This window comes from Arachnia rubra, from assembly GCF_019973735.1.
In the GTDB taxonomy this organism is placed as follows: Bacteria; Actinomycetota; Actinomycetes; order Propionibacteriales; family Propionibacteriaceae; genus Arachnia; species Arachnia rubra.
The window spans coordinates 1,537,271-1,553,007 of record NZ_AP024463.1; the positions used below are offsets into that span (position 1 = coordinate 1,537,271).

At 65.2% G+C, this 15,737-nt stretch carries 16 protein-coding genes; 10 read left to right on the forward strand and 6 right to left on the reverse strand.

Annotated elements, in window-relative coordinates; all coding sequences use genetic code 11:
• Both SK1NUM_RS06945 and SK1NUM_RS06950 read right to left on the reverse strand, forming a co-directional pair.
• The gene (locus SK1NUM_RS06945; protein WP_212327073.1) at positions 1–1,704 is read right to left on the reverse strand and encodes an ABC-ATPase domain-containing protein; all 1,704 of its coding nucleotides are present in this window, start codon (positions 1,702–1,704) and stop codon (positions 1–3) included.
• Positions 1,705–1,846: 142 nt separating this feature from the next.
• Complete coding sequence (locus SK1NUM_RS06950; RefSeq protein WP_212327075.1) at positions 1,847–2,449, reverse strand: TetR/AcrR family transcriptional regulator; 603 nt, start codon at positions 2,447–2,449, stop codon at positions 1,847–1,849.
• Between the two features lie 96 nt (positions 2,450–2,545).
• On the opposite strand from SK1NUM_RS06950, the gene SK1NUM_RS06955 reads away from it, so the two are divergent.
• The 5 genes from SK1NUM_RS06955 to SK1NUM_RS06975 all read left to right on the forward strand — a co-directional run bounded on the left by SK1NUM_RS06955 (position 2,546) and on the right by SK1NUM_RS06975 (position 6,842).
• Complete coding sequence (locus tag SK1NUM_RS06955) at positions 2,546–2,761, forward strand: hypothetical protein (protein ID WP_223927883.1); 216 nt, start codon at positions 2,546–2,548, stop codon at positions 2,759–2,761.
• 109 nt (positions 2,762–2,870) lie between these two features.
• A complete protein-coding gene (gene gatC / locus SK1NUM_RS06960; protein WP_212327079.1) occupies positions 2,871–3,164 on the forward strand; it encodes an Asp-tRNA(Asn)/Glu-tRNA(Gln) amidotransferase subunit GatC in 294 nt (97 codons plus the stop codon).
• A gap of 4 nt (positions 3,165–3,168) precedes the next feature.
• Positions 3,169–4,680 (forward strand): Asp-tRNA(Asn)/Glu-tRNA(Gln) amidotransferase subunit GatA, encoded by a 1,512-nt coding sequence (gatA, locus tag SK1NUM_RS06965; RefSeq protein ID WP_212327087.1) that lies wholly within the window; start codon positions 3,169–3,171, stop codon positions 4,678–4,680.
• A complete protein-coding gene (gene gatB, locus SK1NUM_RS06970) occupies positions 4,680–6,167 on the forward strand; it encodes an Asp-tRNA(Asn)/Glu-tRNA(Gln) amidotransferase subunit GatB (RefSeq protein ID WP_212327089.1) in 1,488 nt (495 codons plus the stop codon). Before gatA ends, gatB begins: the two co-directional genes overlap by 1 nt.
• A gap of 39 nt (positions 6,168–6,206) precedes the next feature.
• The gene (locus SK1NUM_RS06975; protein ID WP_212327092.1) at positions 6,207–6,842 is read left to right on the forward strand and encodes a TMEM175 family protein; all 636 of its coding nucleotides are present in this window, start codon (positions 6,207–6,209) and stop codon (positions 6,840–6,842) included.
• Positions 6,843–6,844: 2 nt separating this feature from the next.
• On the opposite strand, the gene SK1NUM_RS06980 is transcribed toward SK1NUM_RS06975, so the two are convergent.
• Complete coding sequence (locus tag SK1NUM_RS06980) at positions 6,845–7,450, reverse strand: TIGR03085 family metal-binding protein (protein WP_212327094.1); 606 nt, start codon at positions 7,448–7,450, stop codon at positions 6,845–6,847.
• Positions 7,451–7,479: 29 nt separating this feature from the next.
• A complete protein-coding gene (locus SK1NUM_RS06985) occupies positions 7,480–8,685 on the reverse strand; it encodes an RtcB family protein (RefSeq protein ID WP_212327096.1) in 1,206 nt (401 codons plus the stop codon).
• A 351-nt stretch (positions 8,686–9,036) separates the two neighbouring features.
• On the opposite strand from SK1NUM_RS06985, the gene hisI reads away from it, so the two are divergent.
• The 5 genes from hisI to trpA are packed head-to-tail and all read left to right on the forward strand — an operon-like array spanning position 9,037 to position 13,788.
• Positions 9,037–9,387: a phosphoribosyl-AMP cyclohydrolase gene (gene hisI, locus SK1NUM_RS06990; RefSeq protein WP_212327098.1), complete on the forward strand. Its 351-nt coding sequence runs from the start codon at positions 9,037–9,039 to the stop codon at positions 9,385–9,387.
• The gene (locus SK1NUM_RS06995; protein ID WP_212327100.1) at positions 9,381–10,877 is read left to right on the forward strand and encodes an anthranilate synthase component I; all 1,497 of its coding nucleotides are present in this window, start codon (positions 9,381–9,383) and stop codon (positions 10,875–10,877) included. Before hisI ends, SK1NUM_RS06995 begins: the two co-directional genes overlap by 7 nt.
• The gene (gene trpC / locus SK1NUM_RS07000; RefSeq protein WP_212327102.1) at positions 10,874–11,653 is read left to right on the forward strand and encodes an indole-3-glycerol phosphate synthase TrpC; all 780 of its coding nucleotides are present in this window, start codon (positions 10,874–10,876) and stop codon (positions 11,651–11,653) included. The genes SK1NUM_RS06995 and trpC overlap by 4 nt, the downstream gene beginning before the upstream one ends.
• Before the next feature lie 51 nt (positions 11,654–11,704).
• Positions 11,705–12,943 (forward strand): tryptophan synthase subunit beta, encoded by a 1,239-nt coding sequence (trpB, locus tag SK1NUM_RS07005; RefSeq protein ID WP_212327104.1) that lies wholly within the window; start codon positions 11,705–11,707, stop codon positions 12,941–12,943.
• 29 nt (positions 12,944–12,972) lie between these two features.
• A complete protein-coding gene (gene trpA / locus SK1NUM_RS07010; protein ID WP_223927956.1) occupies positions 12,973–13,788 on the forward strand; it encodes a tryptophan synthase subunit alpha in 816 nt (271 codons plus the stop codon).
• A 55-nt stretch (positions 13,789–13,843) separates the two neighbouring features.
• On the opposite strand, the gene SK1NUM_RS07015 is transcribed toward trpA, so the two are convergent.
• On the reverse strand, positions 13,844–14,485 hold the full coding sequence (locus SK1NUM_RS07015) for a response regulator transcription factor (protein WP_212327108.1): 642 nt from the start codon (positions 14,483–14,485) through the stop codon (positions 13,844–13,846).
• Complete coding sequence (locus SK1NUM_RS07020) at positions 14,473–15,735, reverse strand: sensor histidine kinase (protein WP_212327110.1); 1,263 nt, start codon at positions 15,733–15,735, stop codon at positions 14,473–14,475. Before SK1NUM_RS07020 ends, SK1NUM_RS07015 begins: the two co-directional genes overlap by 13 nt.
• Between the last annotated feature and the right edge of the window lie 2 nt (positions 15,736–15,737).

Consider the following 15,737-nt stretch of genomic DNA (forward strand, 5'->3'; position numbering starts at 1 on the left):
CTACCTCTTCCTCGCGGGTCTGAGATCCCGGTACCGGTTGACCGCTGCCTGGATCTCGTAGCGGCGTGGCCGGGCGAGTTGCCCCGGATGCCCACGATGCGGTGAAAGCCAGTCAAGTCCCTCCGCATCTATCCGCTGTTCCAGGGCTGTCACCGCTTCGGGAAGGCTCATCTGGTCGTCGAGGAGATCAGCCAGACGGTCCATCGCGTGTGCTATCGCCTGGGTTTGCGCTAGGTCGACGAGCTGCGGTACCGAGGCCAGGTCGATCGTGGCCTCACCGTAACGGATGCCCGCACGGCCCTGCGCCTTGGCCGGTTTCCTCTTCCCCGGCGGATGAAGGGAGCTGCGCGCCAGGATGCGAGATGACGACGCGCTGAACACGGCGCCGGGAGAGGTTTTCCTTCGTCCTGTCGCAAGATCATGGGCCTGGGCTGTTACATCGCGCGGCCTGTAGTGGTCGAGGGCGATCACGTGGTCGGCCACGTCAAAGAACGCGCCGGAGCCGCCCGCGACCAGGATGGTCGAGGCTCCCCGCTCGGCGAACAACGGGCGGATCCGGTCCACGAACGGGGTGATGGGTTCCTTGTCCGCTGGGATCAGGGCCCGCATCCGTGCGTCGCGGATCATGAAGTTCGTCGCCGAGGTGTCCTCGTCGATCAGCAGCGTGGAGGCGCCCGCCTCGAGTGCCTCCACGAGGTTTGCCGCCTGAGAGGTGGAGCCGCTGGCGTTCGTGGTGGTGAAGGACCGGGTGTCGCTGCCGGAGGGCAGGTTTGTGATGAACGGGGAGATGTCCACATCGGTTACAGCGCGGCCATCCTCGGCGCGCACGGTCACCGCCTCAGGACGAGTGATGACCCACTCGCGCCCATCACCCCCGATGTGTGGGTACACACCGCGTTCGATCGCATGCAGCAGCGTTGATTTGCCGTGATAGCCGCCGCCGACGATCACGGTTATTCCCTCTGCTATGCCCATGCCGCTGACCCTCCTGCCGCTGGGCAGGTCAAACCGGACCCGTAGCGTCTCCGGGGCCGTGAATGGCACCGCATCGCCGGTTTTCAGGGGAAGGTCTGAGTCGCCAGAGAGACGGGGCAGAATCGCCCCATCGCCGACGAAAGCCACCAGGCCACGCCCGGGCAGGGACCGCCGAAGGTGCTCTTGGTCACGCAGCAGCACCACGTGTTCGTCAAGTGCACGCTGGTCGAGGTTGGCGTGGATCAGGGACGCCTCTGCGATGCGTGGCAGCAGCTCGGTCAGGAGCCGGGCTGCCTCCCGGCCACGGATCTGGCGTCCCCGGGCGGGTAGGCCGACCTCGATCCGCGCCTCGACCCGGTCTGGGGCGATGAGCACGCTGGTGCGCTCCAGCACCTCCTGTCCCGGGTGGCCGATGCTGACCACACCGCTGTTTCCTGTGCCGCTTTGTTGGGGCACGATCCGGCGGGCGGCCTGGTGGAAGCGGCGGGTCATGAAGTCACTGACCGCGATCCGTCCCGCATCGTCGCAGGTGAGCTCCCCGGGGAAGCCAGCGGTCTCGCGGTCAAGGATGACCCGCATCCGTGAGGGTGGCGCGTAAGGATCGATCTGGATGTGGTCGATGGCAAGCCGGAATGCACCGATCCGGTGGGTGCCGGCCAGCTGCCTGTAGGAAGCGTACCCTCGTCCATCGATCTGGGCGAGGATGTGCTCCAGGTTACGATCACGCATTCGTGTCCTTCCGGGGATGATCGGCGTGGTGGGTTGAGTCAGCAGAACGAAGGAGCAGGCCAGGAAGTCCCATGCCGGTGAAGAGGGCCCGCCGCCGTGTGGTCCGGAGTCGCGCGGGCAGAGCACGAGATGGTGTTCATGCTCATGGGGATTGATTCCTTGAGATGTTGAGCATTCCCTTGACCAGACCGGCCAGGGCAGCGTCCTGCGCATCGGGTTGCGGAAGATCTTCTGGGTGGGTCACCGCGGTGATGGTGAACCCTTGCAGCAGCACCAGCACCAGGCCTGCCGTCGTGACGGGCGATGCGCAGGTGCCGGTGTGTTCCAGAACAGCGGCGATACGGTCGCGCCAGTGCCTCAGCGCGGTGTGCTTGGGAGTGCTGTCGTCTCCGGAGAGCGGGGCGACCAGCACCGTTGTGGTCGCTAGCGCACGGAACTGTCTGTCATCGCGGAGCAGGCTCACGAAATCCGCGAGCATGGCATACAGCCAGGATCCGGCGCTGGCCGGTTTTTCGCCGTGTTCGAACAGCCGGTTTCCGTACTCATTCCAGCCCCACTCCAGGGCTGCGGAAAGCAGCGCGGTCTTGGAGCTGAAGTGATGGTGGAGAGCACCGCGGGTGACGCCGGCACATTCAGCGACGTACTCGAATGTTGCTCCCCGCCACCCCTTCTCCTCGAAGGCCATCAGTGCTGCCTTCAACAGCGCCAGACGCGTCCTCGCCGCATCCTCGGCAGTCCGTCTCATGCATACATGCTAACGCGTATGAAAGTTACGTGGGTGTCTCTTATGATCAGGGTCCGCGAAGCTGAGGCGCCTGGGTGATGCCCCCATACCCCTAGAATGGGTCTCGTGCGCGTCTTCTCCGACCTCAACCTGAACGGCTCCACCCCGCTTCGTGCGCAGCCGCGCGTTGGGGAGTGGGGACCGGAACTGGTTCCCTCCACCCGCTGGAAGAAGTGGGTCCGGGTGCTCGTGCCAGTGATCACCGTCGGGCTGGCTGTCGCGGTGTTCTTTTTGGCCCGGACGTTCTACTTGATACTCACCGGTTCGCTCTGAGATCGTCTCTGACGGTTGTGCCGCATTCTTGACGAGCGGTCCGGGCGGTACGCCGTTAGGATTGGCAGGGCCCGCGTCAGCGGGAACCCAAGACCAAATAGGAGAAACCGTGGCCCTGACCCCTCAGGACGTGGCACGGCTGGCGGCACTGGCCCGGCTGGAACTGGCCGAGCCGGAATGCGCCGAACTGGCCCCCGAACTGGACGTTATCCTCAACTCCGTGGCCCGGGTGGGTGAGGTAGCGGGGGATGATGTTCCCCTCATGACGCATGCCCTTCCCATGACCAACGTGATGCGTCCTGATCAGGTGCGTGACTCCCTGCCCCAGGAGGCGGTGCTGGCCAGCGCCCCGGACGTCGAGGACGAGCGTTTCCGCGTCCCCCGGATCCTGAACGAGGACTGAGCTGATGACCGAGATAATCACCCGGCCCGCCCACGAGCAGGCAGCACTACTCGCCGCTGGTGAGATCAGCGCCGTCGAGCTGGCGCAGGCCCACCTCGACCAGATCGAGGCCATCAACCCTGCATTGAACGCGTTCCTCCACGTTGATGCCGATGGCGCCCTGGCCACGGCAGCCGAGGTCGATGCCAGGCGTGCGGCGGGGGAGCGACTCAGCCAGCTCGCCGGGGTACCCATCGCGGTGAAGGACAACTTCTGCACCTCGGGACTGCCCACCACCTGCGGTTCCCGCATGCTTGAGGGATGGATCCCGCCCTACGACGCGACAGTCGTGACGCGGCTCAAAGAGGCTGGGCTCGTCATCCTCGGCAAGACGAATATGGACGAGTTCGCGATGGGATCCTCAACCGAGACCTCCGCATTCGGACCGTCACGCAATCCGTGGGACCTGGAGCGGATTCCCGGTGGGTCCGGAGGTGGCTCATCCGCTGCCATCGCGGGCTGTCTCGCTCCACTTGCTCTGGGCTCCGACACGGGAGGCTCCATCCGCCAGCCGGGGGCGGTGACGGGCACCGTCGGTGTGAAACCCACCTACGGTGCAGTGTCGCGCTACGGGGTGGTTGCCATGGCCTCGAGCCTGGATCAGCCGGGACCCGTCACCCGAGGGGTTCTGGACGCGGCCCTGCTGCAAGAGATCATCGGTGGGCACGATCCCATGGACTCCACCTCCATCCCCCAGACTCTGCTGCCGCTGGCCGAGGCCGCCAGGCGGCAGGAGGTCGCAGGCCTGAGGATCGGCGTGGTCAGGGAGTTCGGTGGTGAGGGGTATGACGCCGGCGTGGAGGCCCGGTTCGCGGAGGCCGTGCAGTGGCTGCGTGACGGCGGGGCAGAGGTAGTCGAGGTCTCCTGCCCGCACTTCGAGTACGCGCTGGCCGCCTACTACCTGATCATGCCGGCGGAACTGTCCAGCAACCTTGCCCGCTTCGATGCAGTCCGCTATGGGCTACGGCTTGGCGATGACGGGTCGCGTGACATGGAAGCCGTCACCTCGCTGACCCGGGCGCAGGGGTTCGGTCGTGAGGCCAAACGCCGGCTCATCATCGGCACCTACGCTCTATCTAGCGGATACCACGACCAGTACTACGGCTCAGCCCAGAAGGTCCGCACCCTCGTAGCCCGCGACTTCGAGGCGGCTTTCGCCACCTGTGACGTCCTGGTCTCGCCGACCACCCCCACCGTGGCGTTCAGGCTGGGGGAGCGCACCAGCGACCCAATGGCCATGTACAAGGCCGACCTGTGCACCATCCCGTCGAACCTCGCGGGAAACGCGTCAGCGAGTTTCCCCGTCGGCCTGAGCAGTGAGGGACTGCCCGTCGGCCTGCAGGTGATCGCCCCTCCGCTCGCCGATGACCGCCTCTACCGGGTCGGTGGCTTCCTCGAAGGCATTGTGGAGGAGAAGCTGGGAGGCCCGCTGCTGAGACAGGCGAAACCTCTCGAAGGAACAAGGGCGGTGTGGTGATGACAGACCTGATGGATTTCGACTCGGTCATCGAGAACTTCGACCCTGCGCTCGGGCTGGAGGTTCACGTCGAGCTGAACACGGCATCAAAGATGTTCTGTGGCTGTTCCACCCGTTTCGGAGCGGAGCCGAACACCCAGACTTGTCCCGTGTGCCTCGGCTTGCCGGGAGCCCTGCCCGTGGTCAACGCCAAAGCGGTGGAGTCTGCCATCCGCATCGGCCTGGCACTCGGCTGCCGGATCGCACCATGGGGCAGGTTCGCCCGGAAGAACTACTTCTACCCGGATATGACCAAGAATTTCCAGACCTCGCAGTATGACGAGCCGATCGCCTTCGACGGCCGGGTCGAGGTGGAGGTCGACGGTGAGACCTTCGGGATCGACATCGAGCGAGCCCACATGGAGGAGGACGCGGGCAAGCTGACCCATGTCGGGGCGACGGGACGCATCCACGGCGCCGACCATTCTGTCATCGACTACAACCGGGCGGGCATGCCGCTGATCGAGATCGTCACCCGGCCTATCCTCGGGACCGGTGCGAAGGCGCCCCAGGTGGCTCGCGCCTACGTTGCCCATCTGCGTGACTTGATGCGGGCTCTGGGCGTCTCGGACGTGCGCATGGAACAAGGATCGCTGCGCTGTGACGCGAACGTCTCATTGGCCCCCAGGGGCGTGGTGGAACTGGGGATCCGCACCGAGACGAAGAACGTGAACTCGCTGCGCTCCATCGAACGGGCCGTCACCTTTGAGATGCGCCGCCAGGCTGCGATCCTCGCAGCAGGTGGCAGGGTGAAACAGGAAACCCGGCATTTCCACGAGGGTGATGGCTCCACCAGCCCAGGACGTTCCAAAGAGGAGGCGCAGGACTATCGATACTTCGCTGAGCCGGACCTGGTCCCTGTCGCGCCCGGCCCCGAATGGATCGAGGAGCTGCGAGCCACGCTGCCGGAACCTCCGGCGGAGCGTCGCCGACGGCTGGCCTCAGAATGGGAAATCGACGCCACGACCATGAACGCCATCGTCGCGGCCGGTGCCCTCGATCTGATCGAGGCCACCGTGGCGGCGGGGGCCTCGCCGCAGGCCGCCAGGAAATGGTGGCTGAGCGAACTGGCCCGGCGGGCCAACGAGGCCGGCTGTGAGCTGGAGTCGCTCGGAGTGACTCCGCGGGCCGTGGTCCAGGTTCAGGCGATGGTGGATGCTGGGGAGCTGACTGACAAACTGGCGCGCGCCGTGTTCGACGGCGTGATCGCCGGTGAGGGAGAGCCCACTGAGGTCGTGGCTGGGCGTGGCCTCAGGATCGTCTCCGACGACGGAGTCCTGAGCACGGTAGTTGATGACGTGATCGCCGCCAACCCAGATGTGGCCCAGAAGATTCACAATGGTCGACACCAGGCGATCGGGACCCTGATAGGCCAGGTCATGAAGGCCATGAAGGGGCAGGTGGATGCTGCCAGGGTCCGAAAATTATTGATGGATAAACTTACCTGATCATCTTCCAGGGGGCTCCAGGCGAGGTAGCATATCGGCATGCGTCAAAATATTGCCCGAAGTAGGTTTGATGCCATCTCGGATGGTGTTTTTGCTATCGCCATGACAATCATGGTACTAGAGATCAAGACGCCGAAGCTTGGAGATTCTTCGGCTGATGCTATTGAGCACTATTTGAAAACAACTCTACCCACGCTAGTGACCTTCGCGGTTAGTTTTATTTTGCTAGCTGCTATGTGGGTTAGTCATAGCAGCCTGCCATCAGGTAGAGAGCATGTTTCACGCAAAGTGGCGATGGCAAACTTTCATTTCTTGTTCTTTATCTGTATTGTCCCATTTTCTACAGCTTTGCTGAATGATGTTAATTTCCATATAATCAGCGTTCTGGTGTTTGAGGGTGCCCTGATTGCTGCGATGCTACTGCTTTCTCGTCTGCGTTACCAGATGCTTGTGCACGAGCAAGTCCCAGAAGAATACCTGCGGACTCAGCGGCGGCAGGTTGCTCTTTGGGCCGGGATCGTCTTCGTTGGAGTGCTGGTTTCTTTGGTAGGGGTTTTCTGGAATCCTGCTGTTTACAGTGGGTATGCCATCGTTAGTTTGTCGGCTATTGTTTTCCGTTCAGGCCGGGGAAACAAACTCGGGGATGTGCCCGGTCCACCAGGGCGACATGCCTGAGCTCAGAGACCGCCGATTGCCTCTCGTAGCTCTTCTACGGTGCTCGGCTCGCCCGTGATCTCGGCACCTGATTCCCTGCCGGTCAGGAAGAGGAGCAGTTCTGACGGCAGACCCGCCAGCCGCACCGGGCGGTTGCCCCGGCCATAGCGGATCACGTCGGATCCGGCCGGGGCCAGGACAAGCTGCCCACCCCAGGTGCGCTGTGCCCGGAAGGCCAACACCCGGACGGTGCGGAGCAGCTGTGCCTGGTCCCGCTCGCTGATCTGCTGGGACCGGCCGTTCGCACGCAGCACGTCCTCGTGGTGGACGAAGAACTCCACCGCGTTGACGACGCGATCGAGCGGCCGCATCACCCAGCCGGGGCTGCGCAGCTCCTTCACGAGGGCCTCGAAACCCTTCAGGTGCAGGGCCTCGATCTGGATGCGCTCGGTGCGGTCGGCGAACCGCTGCGATCCGATTCCCGGCAGCGCAGCCGGCCTGTGCTCCCGGACCCACATGTGCGCTGCCAGGTCGCCCACGTTCCAGCCCTCGCACTTGGTGGGGGCAAGGGGCCCGAGCTCGGACATCAGGTCACACAACAGCGCACGCTGGCGGGAGGCAAAACTCATGTCTTCAGCCTACGGGGTGCCGGCATGAGTCAGCCCTTGACGCACAGCAGGGTCTGAAGCCTTGCGATGACCTCAATCAGGTCGGACTGCGCCCGGATCACCTGGTCGATGTCCTTGTAGGCCGCCGGGATCTCGTCAACCACCCCGGAGTCCTTGCGGCACTCGATGCCCTCGGTCTGTGCGGCGAGGTCGTCGGTGGTGAACTGCCTGCGTGCCTGGGTCCGCGACATCCGCCGGCCTGCCCCATGTGAGGCCGACTCATACGATGCTGGGTTCCCAAGCCCCCGGACGATGTACGAGCCGGTTCCCATGGAGCCGGGGATGACACCGAGGTCGTCCCTGCCAGCCCTGATCGCACCTTTGCGGGTGACGATCAGTTCCAGGCCGTCATGGTTCTCCACTGCCACGTAGTTGTGGTGGCAGCGGACCGGCTCCTCGAAGGTGATCCCGGGGATGTTCCTGGAGAGTTCCGCGCAGATGCTGGTGAGCATCACGTCGCGGTTGAGCAGCGCATAGGACTGCGCCCACCACAGGTCATGAAGATAGGCATCCATCTGCGGGGTGTGGCTCAGGAACACTGCCAGGTCGCGGTCCGTCAGCCCCTGATTGTGGGTGAGGGATTGCGCGACCTCCATATGTTCCTGCGCCAGCCGGTTGCCGACACCCCGTGATCCCGAGTGCAGGGTCACCCAGACCCGGTCGTCATCTCCAGCACACAGCTCAATGAAATGGTTGCCGCCGCCGAGGGTCCCGACTTGCCTGATGGTCTTGGCCTCCAGCCTGTGGAAGGGGCGTGAGAGCTGGTGGACGTGCAGTGTGCCGAAATCGTCGCATATCTGGTTGAACCTGCGCCTCAGCTCGCCGTTCCGGTCGATGACCGGCGCATGGTCCGTGTGCGCACCGTTGCCGACCGGGACGCCCCGCTCGATGCCGTGCCGGAGCCTGGCGAGATCATCGGGGAGCTGGCTGGGCTTGAGGCTGGTGCGTACCGCGGTCATGCCGCAGCCTATGTCGACACCGACCGCGGCGGGAGCTACCGCCTGGTGCATCGCGATGACGGATCCGACGGTCGCCCCCTTCCCGTAGTGGACGTCGGGCATGACGCGCAGCCCGTGAGTCCACGGCAGGGTGGAGGTGTTGCGGAGCTGCTTGATGGCCGCCTCCTCGATGCCGGCCTCGTCGGCCCACATCAGGGTGTTCACGGTGCCGGTCAGTGGCACCGGGTAAATGGACATGATGGTCTCCTGTTCGGTGTGATGACAGGGGTTACCAGACACCTCTCGGCAAGGAGGCAAGCGAAGGAAGGCCGGGCGAGAGGGCCGGTACCCAGGAATTCAGCGGGAGTGCGTGAACTCTGAGCGGCGGGCTGGTGCAGGAAGGCGGAATGGCCTCGCCGCGCTGCTGCGACGCGTCCGTTTTCCTGCCATGACCCAACCTCTCGCTCGCCCGGTGGCCCGGGCGCGGCGCCGGTCTTGGCGCCGCGGACCAGCATGGCAAATCAACTGCGGAACCGCAAGCCAAGAAATAAGGACTGTTTACGGCCTTTCGGGTTGGTCAGGCCCAGATCTTGCAGGAACAATGGCTCCATGAGGTTGCAGGAGGACGTGGCCGCCAAGGTGCGGTTCAACGCCGACGGTCTCGTTCCGGCAGTCGCTCAGGACGCCGCCTCGGGGCAGGTGCTGATGCTCGCCTGGATGGACGACGAGGCGCTCGCACGCACGCTGAGCAGCGGGCGTGCCACCTACTGGTCCCGGAGCCGTCAGATCTACTGGGTCAAGGGGGAGACCTCGGGGCATGTGCAGCGCGTGGTCTCCGTGCACCTGGACTGCGATGGTGATGCCCTGCTGCTGCGTGTTGAGCAGACTGGTGCAGCCTGTCACACCGGCAACCGCACATGTTTTTTCACGGACCTCACCGGAAGCGACGTCGAATGCTGAATATCTCGCCAACCCTTGCAAAGTTCACGGAGCTGGCGAGAACCCGGCGCGTCATCAGCGTTCACACCCGCCTGCTGGCAGACCACCTGACAGCGATCGGCCTGTACGCCACCTTGTGCGGAACCCGGGAGGGGACTTTCCTCCTGGAGTCGGCATCGGAGGGGGTGTGGTCGCGGTATTCCTTCGTCGGTGTGCATTCTGCCGCCACCCTCACCGAGTGCGGTGGGAAAGCGGTCTGGCTGGGCCGGGAACTGACGGGCATCGGCGACGGTGACCCCGTCAGCGTCCTGCAGCAGACGCTGACGGAACTGGCCACGCCCGCTGCTGAAGGCCTGCCCCCATTCCATGCCGGAATGGTCGGCTACCTGGGGTACGACGTCGCGCGGCGGCTGGAGGCGCTGCCAGACACCTGCGCTGACGATCTCAGGCTTCCTGAACTGGTGATGATGCTTGCGTCCCAGGTGGCGGTCCTGGATCACAAGACGCAGGAGGTGTACCTGATCTTCAACGCCATCAACTACGACGGCACCGATGCGGGAGTCGAGCGGGCATACCACGAGGCCGTGGCCGGCATCGAGGAGATGGCCCGGCAGCTGCGCGAGCCGGTGCCCTCGCTGGTGGAGCCGGCGCAGGAGGGACTCGCCGACCTGGCGGTCAGACGCCAGCGGACCTCCGCTGACTACGGGGAAGTGGTCCAGGCCACTATCGCCGAGATCGAGGCGGGGGAGGCCTTCCAGATAGTTGTCTCGCAACGTTTCGACGTCGCCACGTCATCCGACGCGCTGCAGGTCTACCGGGCCCTGCGCCTGACCAATCCCAGCCCTTATCTGTACCTGCTGCGGCTTCCCGGATTCGCTGTCGTGGGTTCCAGCCCCGAGGCGCTCGTCACCGTTCAGGACGGGGTTGCCACCACGCGCCCCATCGCTGGGTCGCGGCCGAGGGGACGCACCGAGAGGGAGGACAGGAAACTTGCGGCCGAGCTGTTGGCCGACCCGAAAGAACGGGCTGAGCATCTGATGCTCGTGGATCTCGGGAGAAACGACCTCGGCCGTATCTGTGAGGCGGGCAGCGTCACCGTTCATGAGTTCATGAAGATCCACCGCTATAGCCACATCATGCATTTGGAGGCTGCGGTCAGCGGCCGTCTCGCAGAGGGCCGCACCGCTTTGGATGCGACGCTTTCCTGTTTCCCGGCCGGTACGTTGTCGGGAGCCCCTAAGGTGCGCGCCATGGAGATCATTGATCAGCTTGAGGTCAGCCGCCGCGGCCTCTACGGCGGTGTGGTCGGGTATTTCGATTTCGCCGGCAACTCGGACGCCGCCATCGCGATTCGCACCGCTGTACTCAAGGATGGCGTCGCCCACGTCCAGGCCGGCGCGGGCATTGTCGCCGACTCCGTTCCAGAGAGAGAGGACGCCGAGTGTTCACACAAGGCGGCCGCCGTCATCACCGCGCTTCGCCGCGCCGCAAAGTTGGGAGAAACCACATGACCGTGCTCGACGAGATCATCACCGGGGTCAGGGAGGACCTGGCTGCCCGCCAAGCCGTCCAGCCGTTCGAGGAACTGCTGGAGCTGGCCCGGGAGGCGGCTCCGGCTCGGGCTGTCGTCCCCGCGCTGCGGGCCCCCGGGCTTTCTGTGATCGCTGAGGTGAAACGCCGGTCACCATCGAAGGGTGACCTGGCCGAGATCACTGATCCCGCCGCGCTCGCCAGCGAATATGCGCAGGGCGGTGCAACGGCGGTGTCCGTGCTGACGGAGCGGCAACGATTCAACGGATCGCTGGAGGACCTCGACGCGGTTCGCGCGGCGGTGGAAACCCCGTTGCTCCGCAAGGACTTCATGGTGCATCCATATCAGTTCTACGAGGCCCGCGCGCATGGGACCGACATGGTTCTGCTCATCGCAGCTGCGCTGAGTGACGTGGAGCTACAGGCTTTCCTGGACCTGACCGACGCGCTCGGCATGACCGCGCTGGTGGAGACACACACCGAGGAGGAGGTGGACAGGGCCGTCAAAGCCGGGGTTGAGGTGATCGGCATTAACAACCGCGATCTCACAACGCTCGAGGTCGACCTGAACCAGTTCGGGAAACTCGCCTCCCTGATCCCGGATGACCGGGTCAAGGTCGCCGAGTCGGGCATCCTCAGCCTGGAGGATGCCCGTAGGCTGCGTGGCGAGGGAGCAGACGCCATCCTCATCGGTGAGGCTTTGGTCCGTCACGACGCACCCCAGGCTGCGGTCGCGGAGTTCTCAGCTGTCTCCTGAATCCGCGGCAGAGCAGATATGCCGGGAGCGGTACCCAGTAGGGTTACGCCCATGACCGCTTTTCCCGACGCCAAGGGCCACTTCGGTCGTTTTGGCGGAACATTCGTGCCGGAGGCTTTGCGTGCTGCACTGACCCAGCTGGACACCGAATTCCGTGCCGCCCAGGCAGATCCCGCATTCCTGGCGGAGCTGGCAGGGCTGCAGCGCAACTACGCCGGCCGGCCGACGCCGGTGACAGTCGCTGAGAATTTCTCCAGGCACTGCGGGAATGCGACCATCTACCTCAAGCGCGAGGATCTCAACCACACTGGCGCCCACAAGATCAACAACGTGCTCGGGCAGGCGCTGCTGACCAGGCGGATGGGCAAACGGCGGGTGATCGCGGAGACCGGTGCCGGTCAGCATGGGGTTGCGACCGCCACGGCCGCCGCCCTGCTGGGGCTTGAATGCCGCATCTATATGGGAGAGATCGACACGAGACGGCAGGCCCTCAATGTCGCCCGGATGCAGCTGCTGGGCGCTGAGGTCTACGCCGTCGCGGCCGGCTCCCGCACTTTGAAGGATGCCATGAACGAGGCCATGCGCGACTGGGTGACCACCGTGGACACCACCCACTACCTGATAGGCACCGTCGGCGGCCCCCACCCCTTCCCGCTGCTGGTGAGGGAGCTGCAGCGGGTCATCTCCACCGAGGCCCGCCAGCAGATGTTGCAGGAGCATGGTGGCCTGCCCGGCTATGTCACGGCCTGCGTCGGAGGGGGATCCAACGCCATCGGTGTCTTCTATGACTTCATCGGCGACGACTCTGTCCAGCTGTACGGCTTCGAGGCCGGTGGCGACGGGGTGGAGACGGGACGCCACGCCGCAACCATCAGCGCCGGTAGCGTCGGTGTGCTGCATGGTGCGCGCACCCAGGTGTTGCAGGACGAGGACGGGCAGACCATCGAGTCACACTCGATTTCCGCGGGCCTCGACTACCCGGGGGTGGGGCCGGAGCATGCCTGGCTGGCTGACACCGGCCGGGCTCACTACGAGCCAGTGACCGATCGGGAGGCGATGGACGCTTTCCGCCTGCTGACGCGCACCGAGGGGATCATCCCGGCGATTGAGTCTGCCCATGCCGTCGCCGGGGCGCGCCGCCTCGGACTTCGGCTGGCGGAACAGGATCCCGGGGCCCGGCCGAAGATCCTGGTGTGTCTCAGCGGCCGCGGAGACAAGGACGTCGCCACTGCCTTCGAGTACTTCGGCCTCGAGGGGCAGCCCGATCAGACTGTTGGAGGATTGTCGTGAGCACGTTTAACGACCCCAGCCGGCTCGGCATCTCCGGTAGCCGTGTCGCTGACTGCACCGGCCAGGGACGTCCCGCCCTCGTCGGGTATCTGCCCGTCGGGTACCCGACGGTAGACGGCTCCCTGGCAGCCATGAGGGCCTTGACGGAGGGAACGACGGGGCGCGGCGTCGACATCGTCGAGATCGGCATCCCGTACTCCGATCCGCTGATGGACGGGCTGGTGATCCAGCATGCAGCCCTGAGGGCCCGGGAACGCGGGGTCCGGACCCGGGACGCTTTCCGGGCCGTCGAGGCTGTTGCGGCCGCCGGCGCAACGCCAATGGTCATGACCTACTGGAACCTCATCGAGGCATACGGCCCCGACCGCTTCGCCCGCGATCTCGCGGCCGCTGGGGGAGCGGGGACGATCACTCCTGACCTGCCCCCGGATGACTGCCCGGAGTGGTTCGAGGCCACCGATCGTCACGGCTTGGACCGGGTTTTCCTCATTGCCCCATCATCGTCGCAGGAGCGCATCGGCTTGACGATGCGCTCCTGCCGCGGCTGGGTGTATGCCACCAGCGTGATGGGGGTGACGGGTGCGCGTGCCTCCACCTCCGATGCGGCTCCCGTGATCGTGGAACGGGCCCGTGGCGTCGATCCAAGCCTGCCGGTCGGTGTCGGTCTCGGGGTCTCCAATGGCGCGCAGGCCGCGGAGATCGGCGCCTTCGCGGATCTGGTGATCGTCGGCTCTGCCCTGCTGAAGTGTCTCGGCTCCGACGGCAGGGATCTTGACGGTGACTTGCGGCGGCTGCGGCTCCTGGTGGACGATCTGGCGTCGGGAGTGGACTGCGCCAGAACCTGACCAGGGAGGAAGACCACCCTTGGCGGGGTGTGTTCACCTGGTATTCGCTTGCCGGCTACCCCAGCAGCGTCAGCACAGCCTTGACCCGTCGGTGGACGCTTGGGTCTGCGTGAAGGCCCAGTTTCCCGAAGATCCGCTGCGTGTGCTTCTCGATCGCACCCTCAGTCACGAACAGGCGCTGCGCGATGCCGGTATTCGTGTGTCCCTCCGCCATCAGCTCCAGGACCTCGCGTTCCCGTGCGGTGAGCTGCTGCAGCGGGTCATTGTTCCTGCCGCGCCCGAACACCTGGCTAACCACCTCCGGGTCCAGCACGAGGCCGCCGCCAGCCACCCGGTCGGCGGCGTCAAGGAAGGTGTCGATGTCGGCCACGCGGTCCTTCAGGAGATAACCCAGGCGACTGCCACCGTCGGCGAGCAGCTCCTGGACATAGGCGGCGACCACGTACTGGCTCAGCAACAGGATCGGGGCGTCGGCCCACTTCTTCCGGATCTCGACGGCGGCCCGCAGGCCCTCGTCCGTGTTGGACGGGGGCATGCGGATGTCGGTGATGATCAGCTCGGGCCGTAACTCCAGGGCCCGTGGAACCAGCTCCGTGCCGCTCCCGACGGCGGCGATCACCTCGTGTCCGCCGTCGTCCAGGATGAAGGTCAGGCCCTCCCGCAGCAGGACGGAGTCATCGGCTATCAGGACTCGCAAGGGATCACCGCCTCGATCGTGGTTGGGCCTCCCACAGGCGAGGTCACCTTCAGTTCGCCGTCGACGCTGTGGAGGCGTTCCTCAAGTCCGGCCAGGCCGTGTCCCTTCGCGGTCGAGGCGCCGCCGGTCCCGTCGTCGGTGATGGTGACGTACAGCCAGCCGTCCTGGACGGCGGTGACCAGGTCAATCAGGGTTGCCCCGGAGTGTTTGTTGGCGTTGACCAGGGATTCCGAGATCACGAAGTAGGCGGCCTGCTCGACGTGGGACGGCAGCTGGCCGGGGAGACTGGAGTAGACCGTCACGGGGATGGAGGAACGGGCAGCGGTCTCATCGATAGCGGCCTCGAGCCCGCGGTCGACCAGCACCGGCGGCGCGATGCCCCGGGAAAGCTGCCGCAGCTCCGCGAGAGTCTCCTGCGTCTGGTCCATGGCAGCCCCAAGGATGGCGTCGGCGCGCTGCGGGTTCTGGCCCATCTGTTTGCGGGCCCGTGCCAGGTCCATGTTCAGCCGCACCAGGCGCTGCTGCGGGCCGTCATGGATGTCGCGTTCCAGGCGCCGCAGCGCCCCTGACTCGGCGCGCTGGGCCGCGGCGCGGGACTCCTGCAGCTGGCTCACCTGGAAATTGCTGCGGGCACGCTGGTTCAGCAGTAGCTCGCCTACGCTGGCCTGGAAGTTCGCCAGGCTTTGCATGACAGCCGGGGCCTTGAGGGCAGCGGGAATGCCGATCGCGATGTAGATGATGGTGTTGATGATGTCTGGGAAGGGGAGTCCCAGCAGGTGGGCGAGCCCTCCGTTATGAATTCCTAAGCGGCTCAGCACCCAGATGTTGAGGGGGCCGAGCACGGCAACCGTGGAGAGCACAAGCCAGACCAGGGACAGCGCCCAGGTCAGGATGGAGGCGAAGAAGGAAACCGCCACCCAGAGCACGTCGTACCAGGACTGCGGATCCTTCAGGATGTGCTTGACCCGGCTCACTAGGCCGGCGTCCTGGGGGGCAGGAAGATATGCGGAGGGAACAGGTTCGCGTCCCAGTAGCGTTTCCTGGGTGCGGCGTTCCAGCTGGGCGGCGGACCGGGCCATGAGCAGGCCGCCGGTCAGGATGAGTAGCCCGAAGCCCAGGATCGCTGTGCCTGCTCCCAGCGCGGTGCTGACAACGACCAGGATGAAGGTGATCAGCCGCAGTGGCCAGCCGAACAGCAGGTAGCCTACGTTGGCCCCGAAACGGGAACGGGGGGAGGTGGTTTCTGTCATGT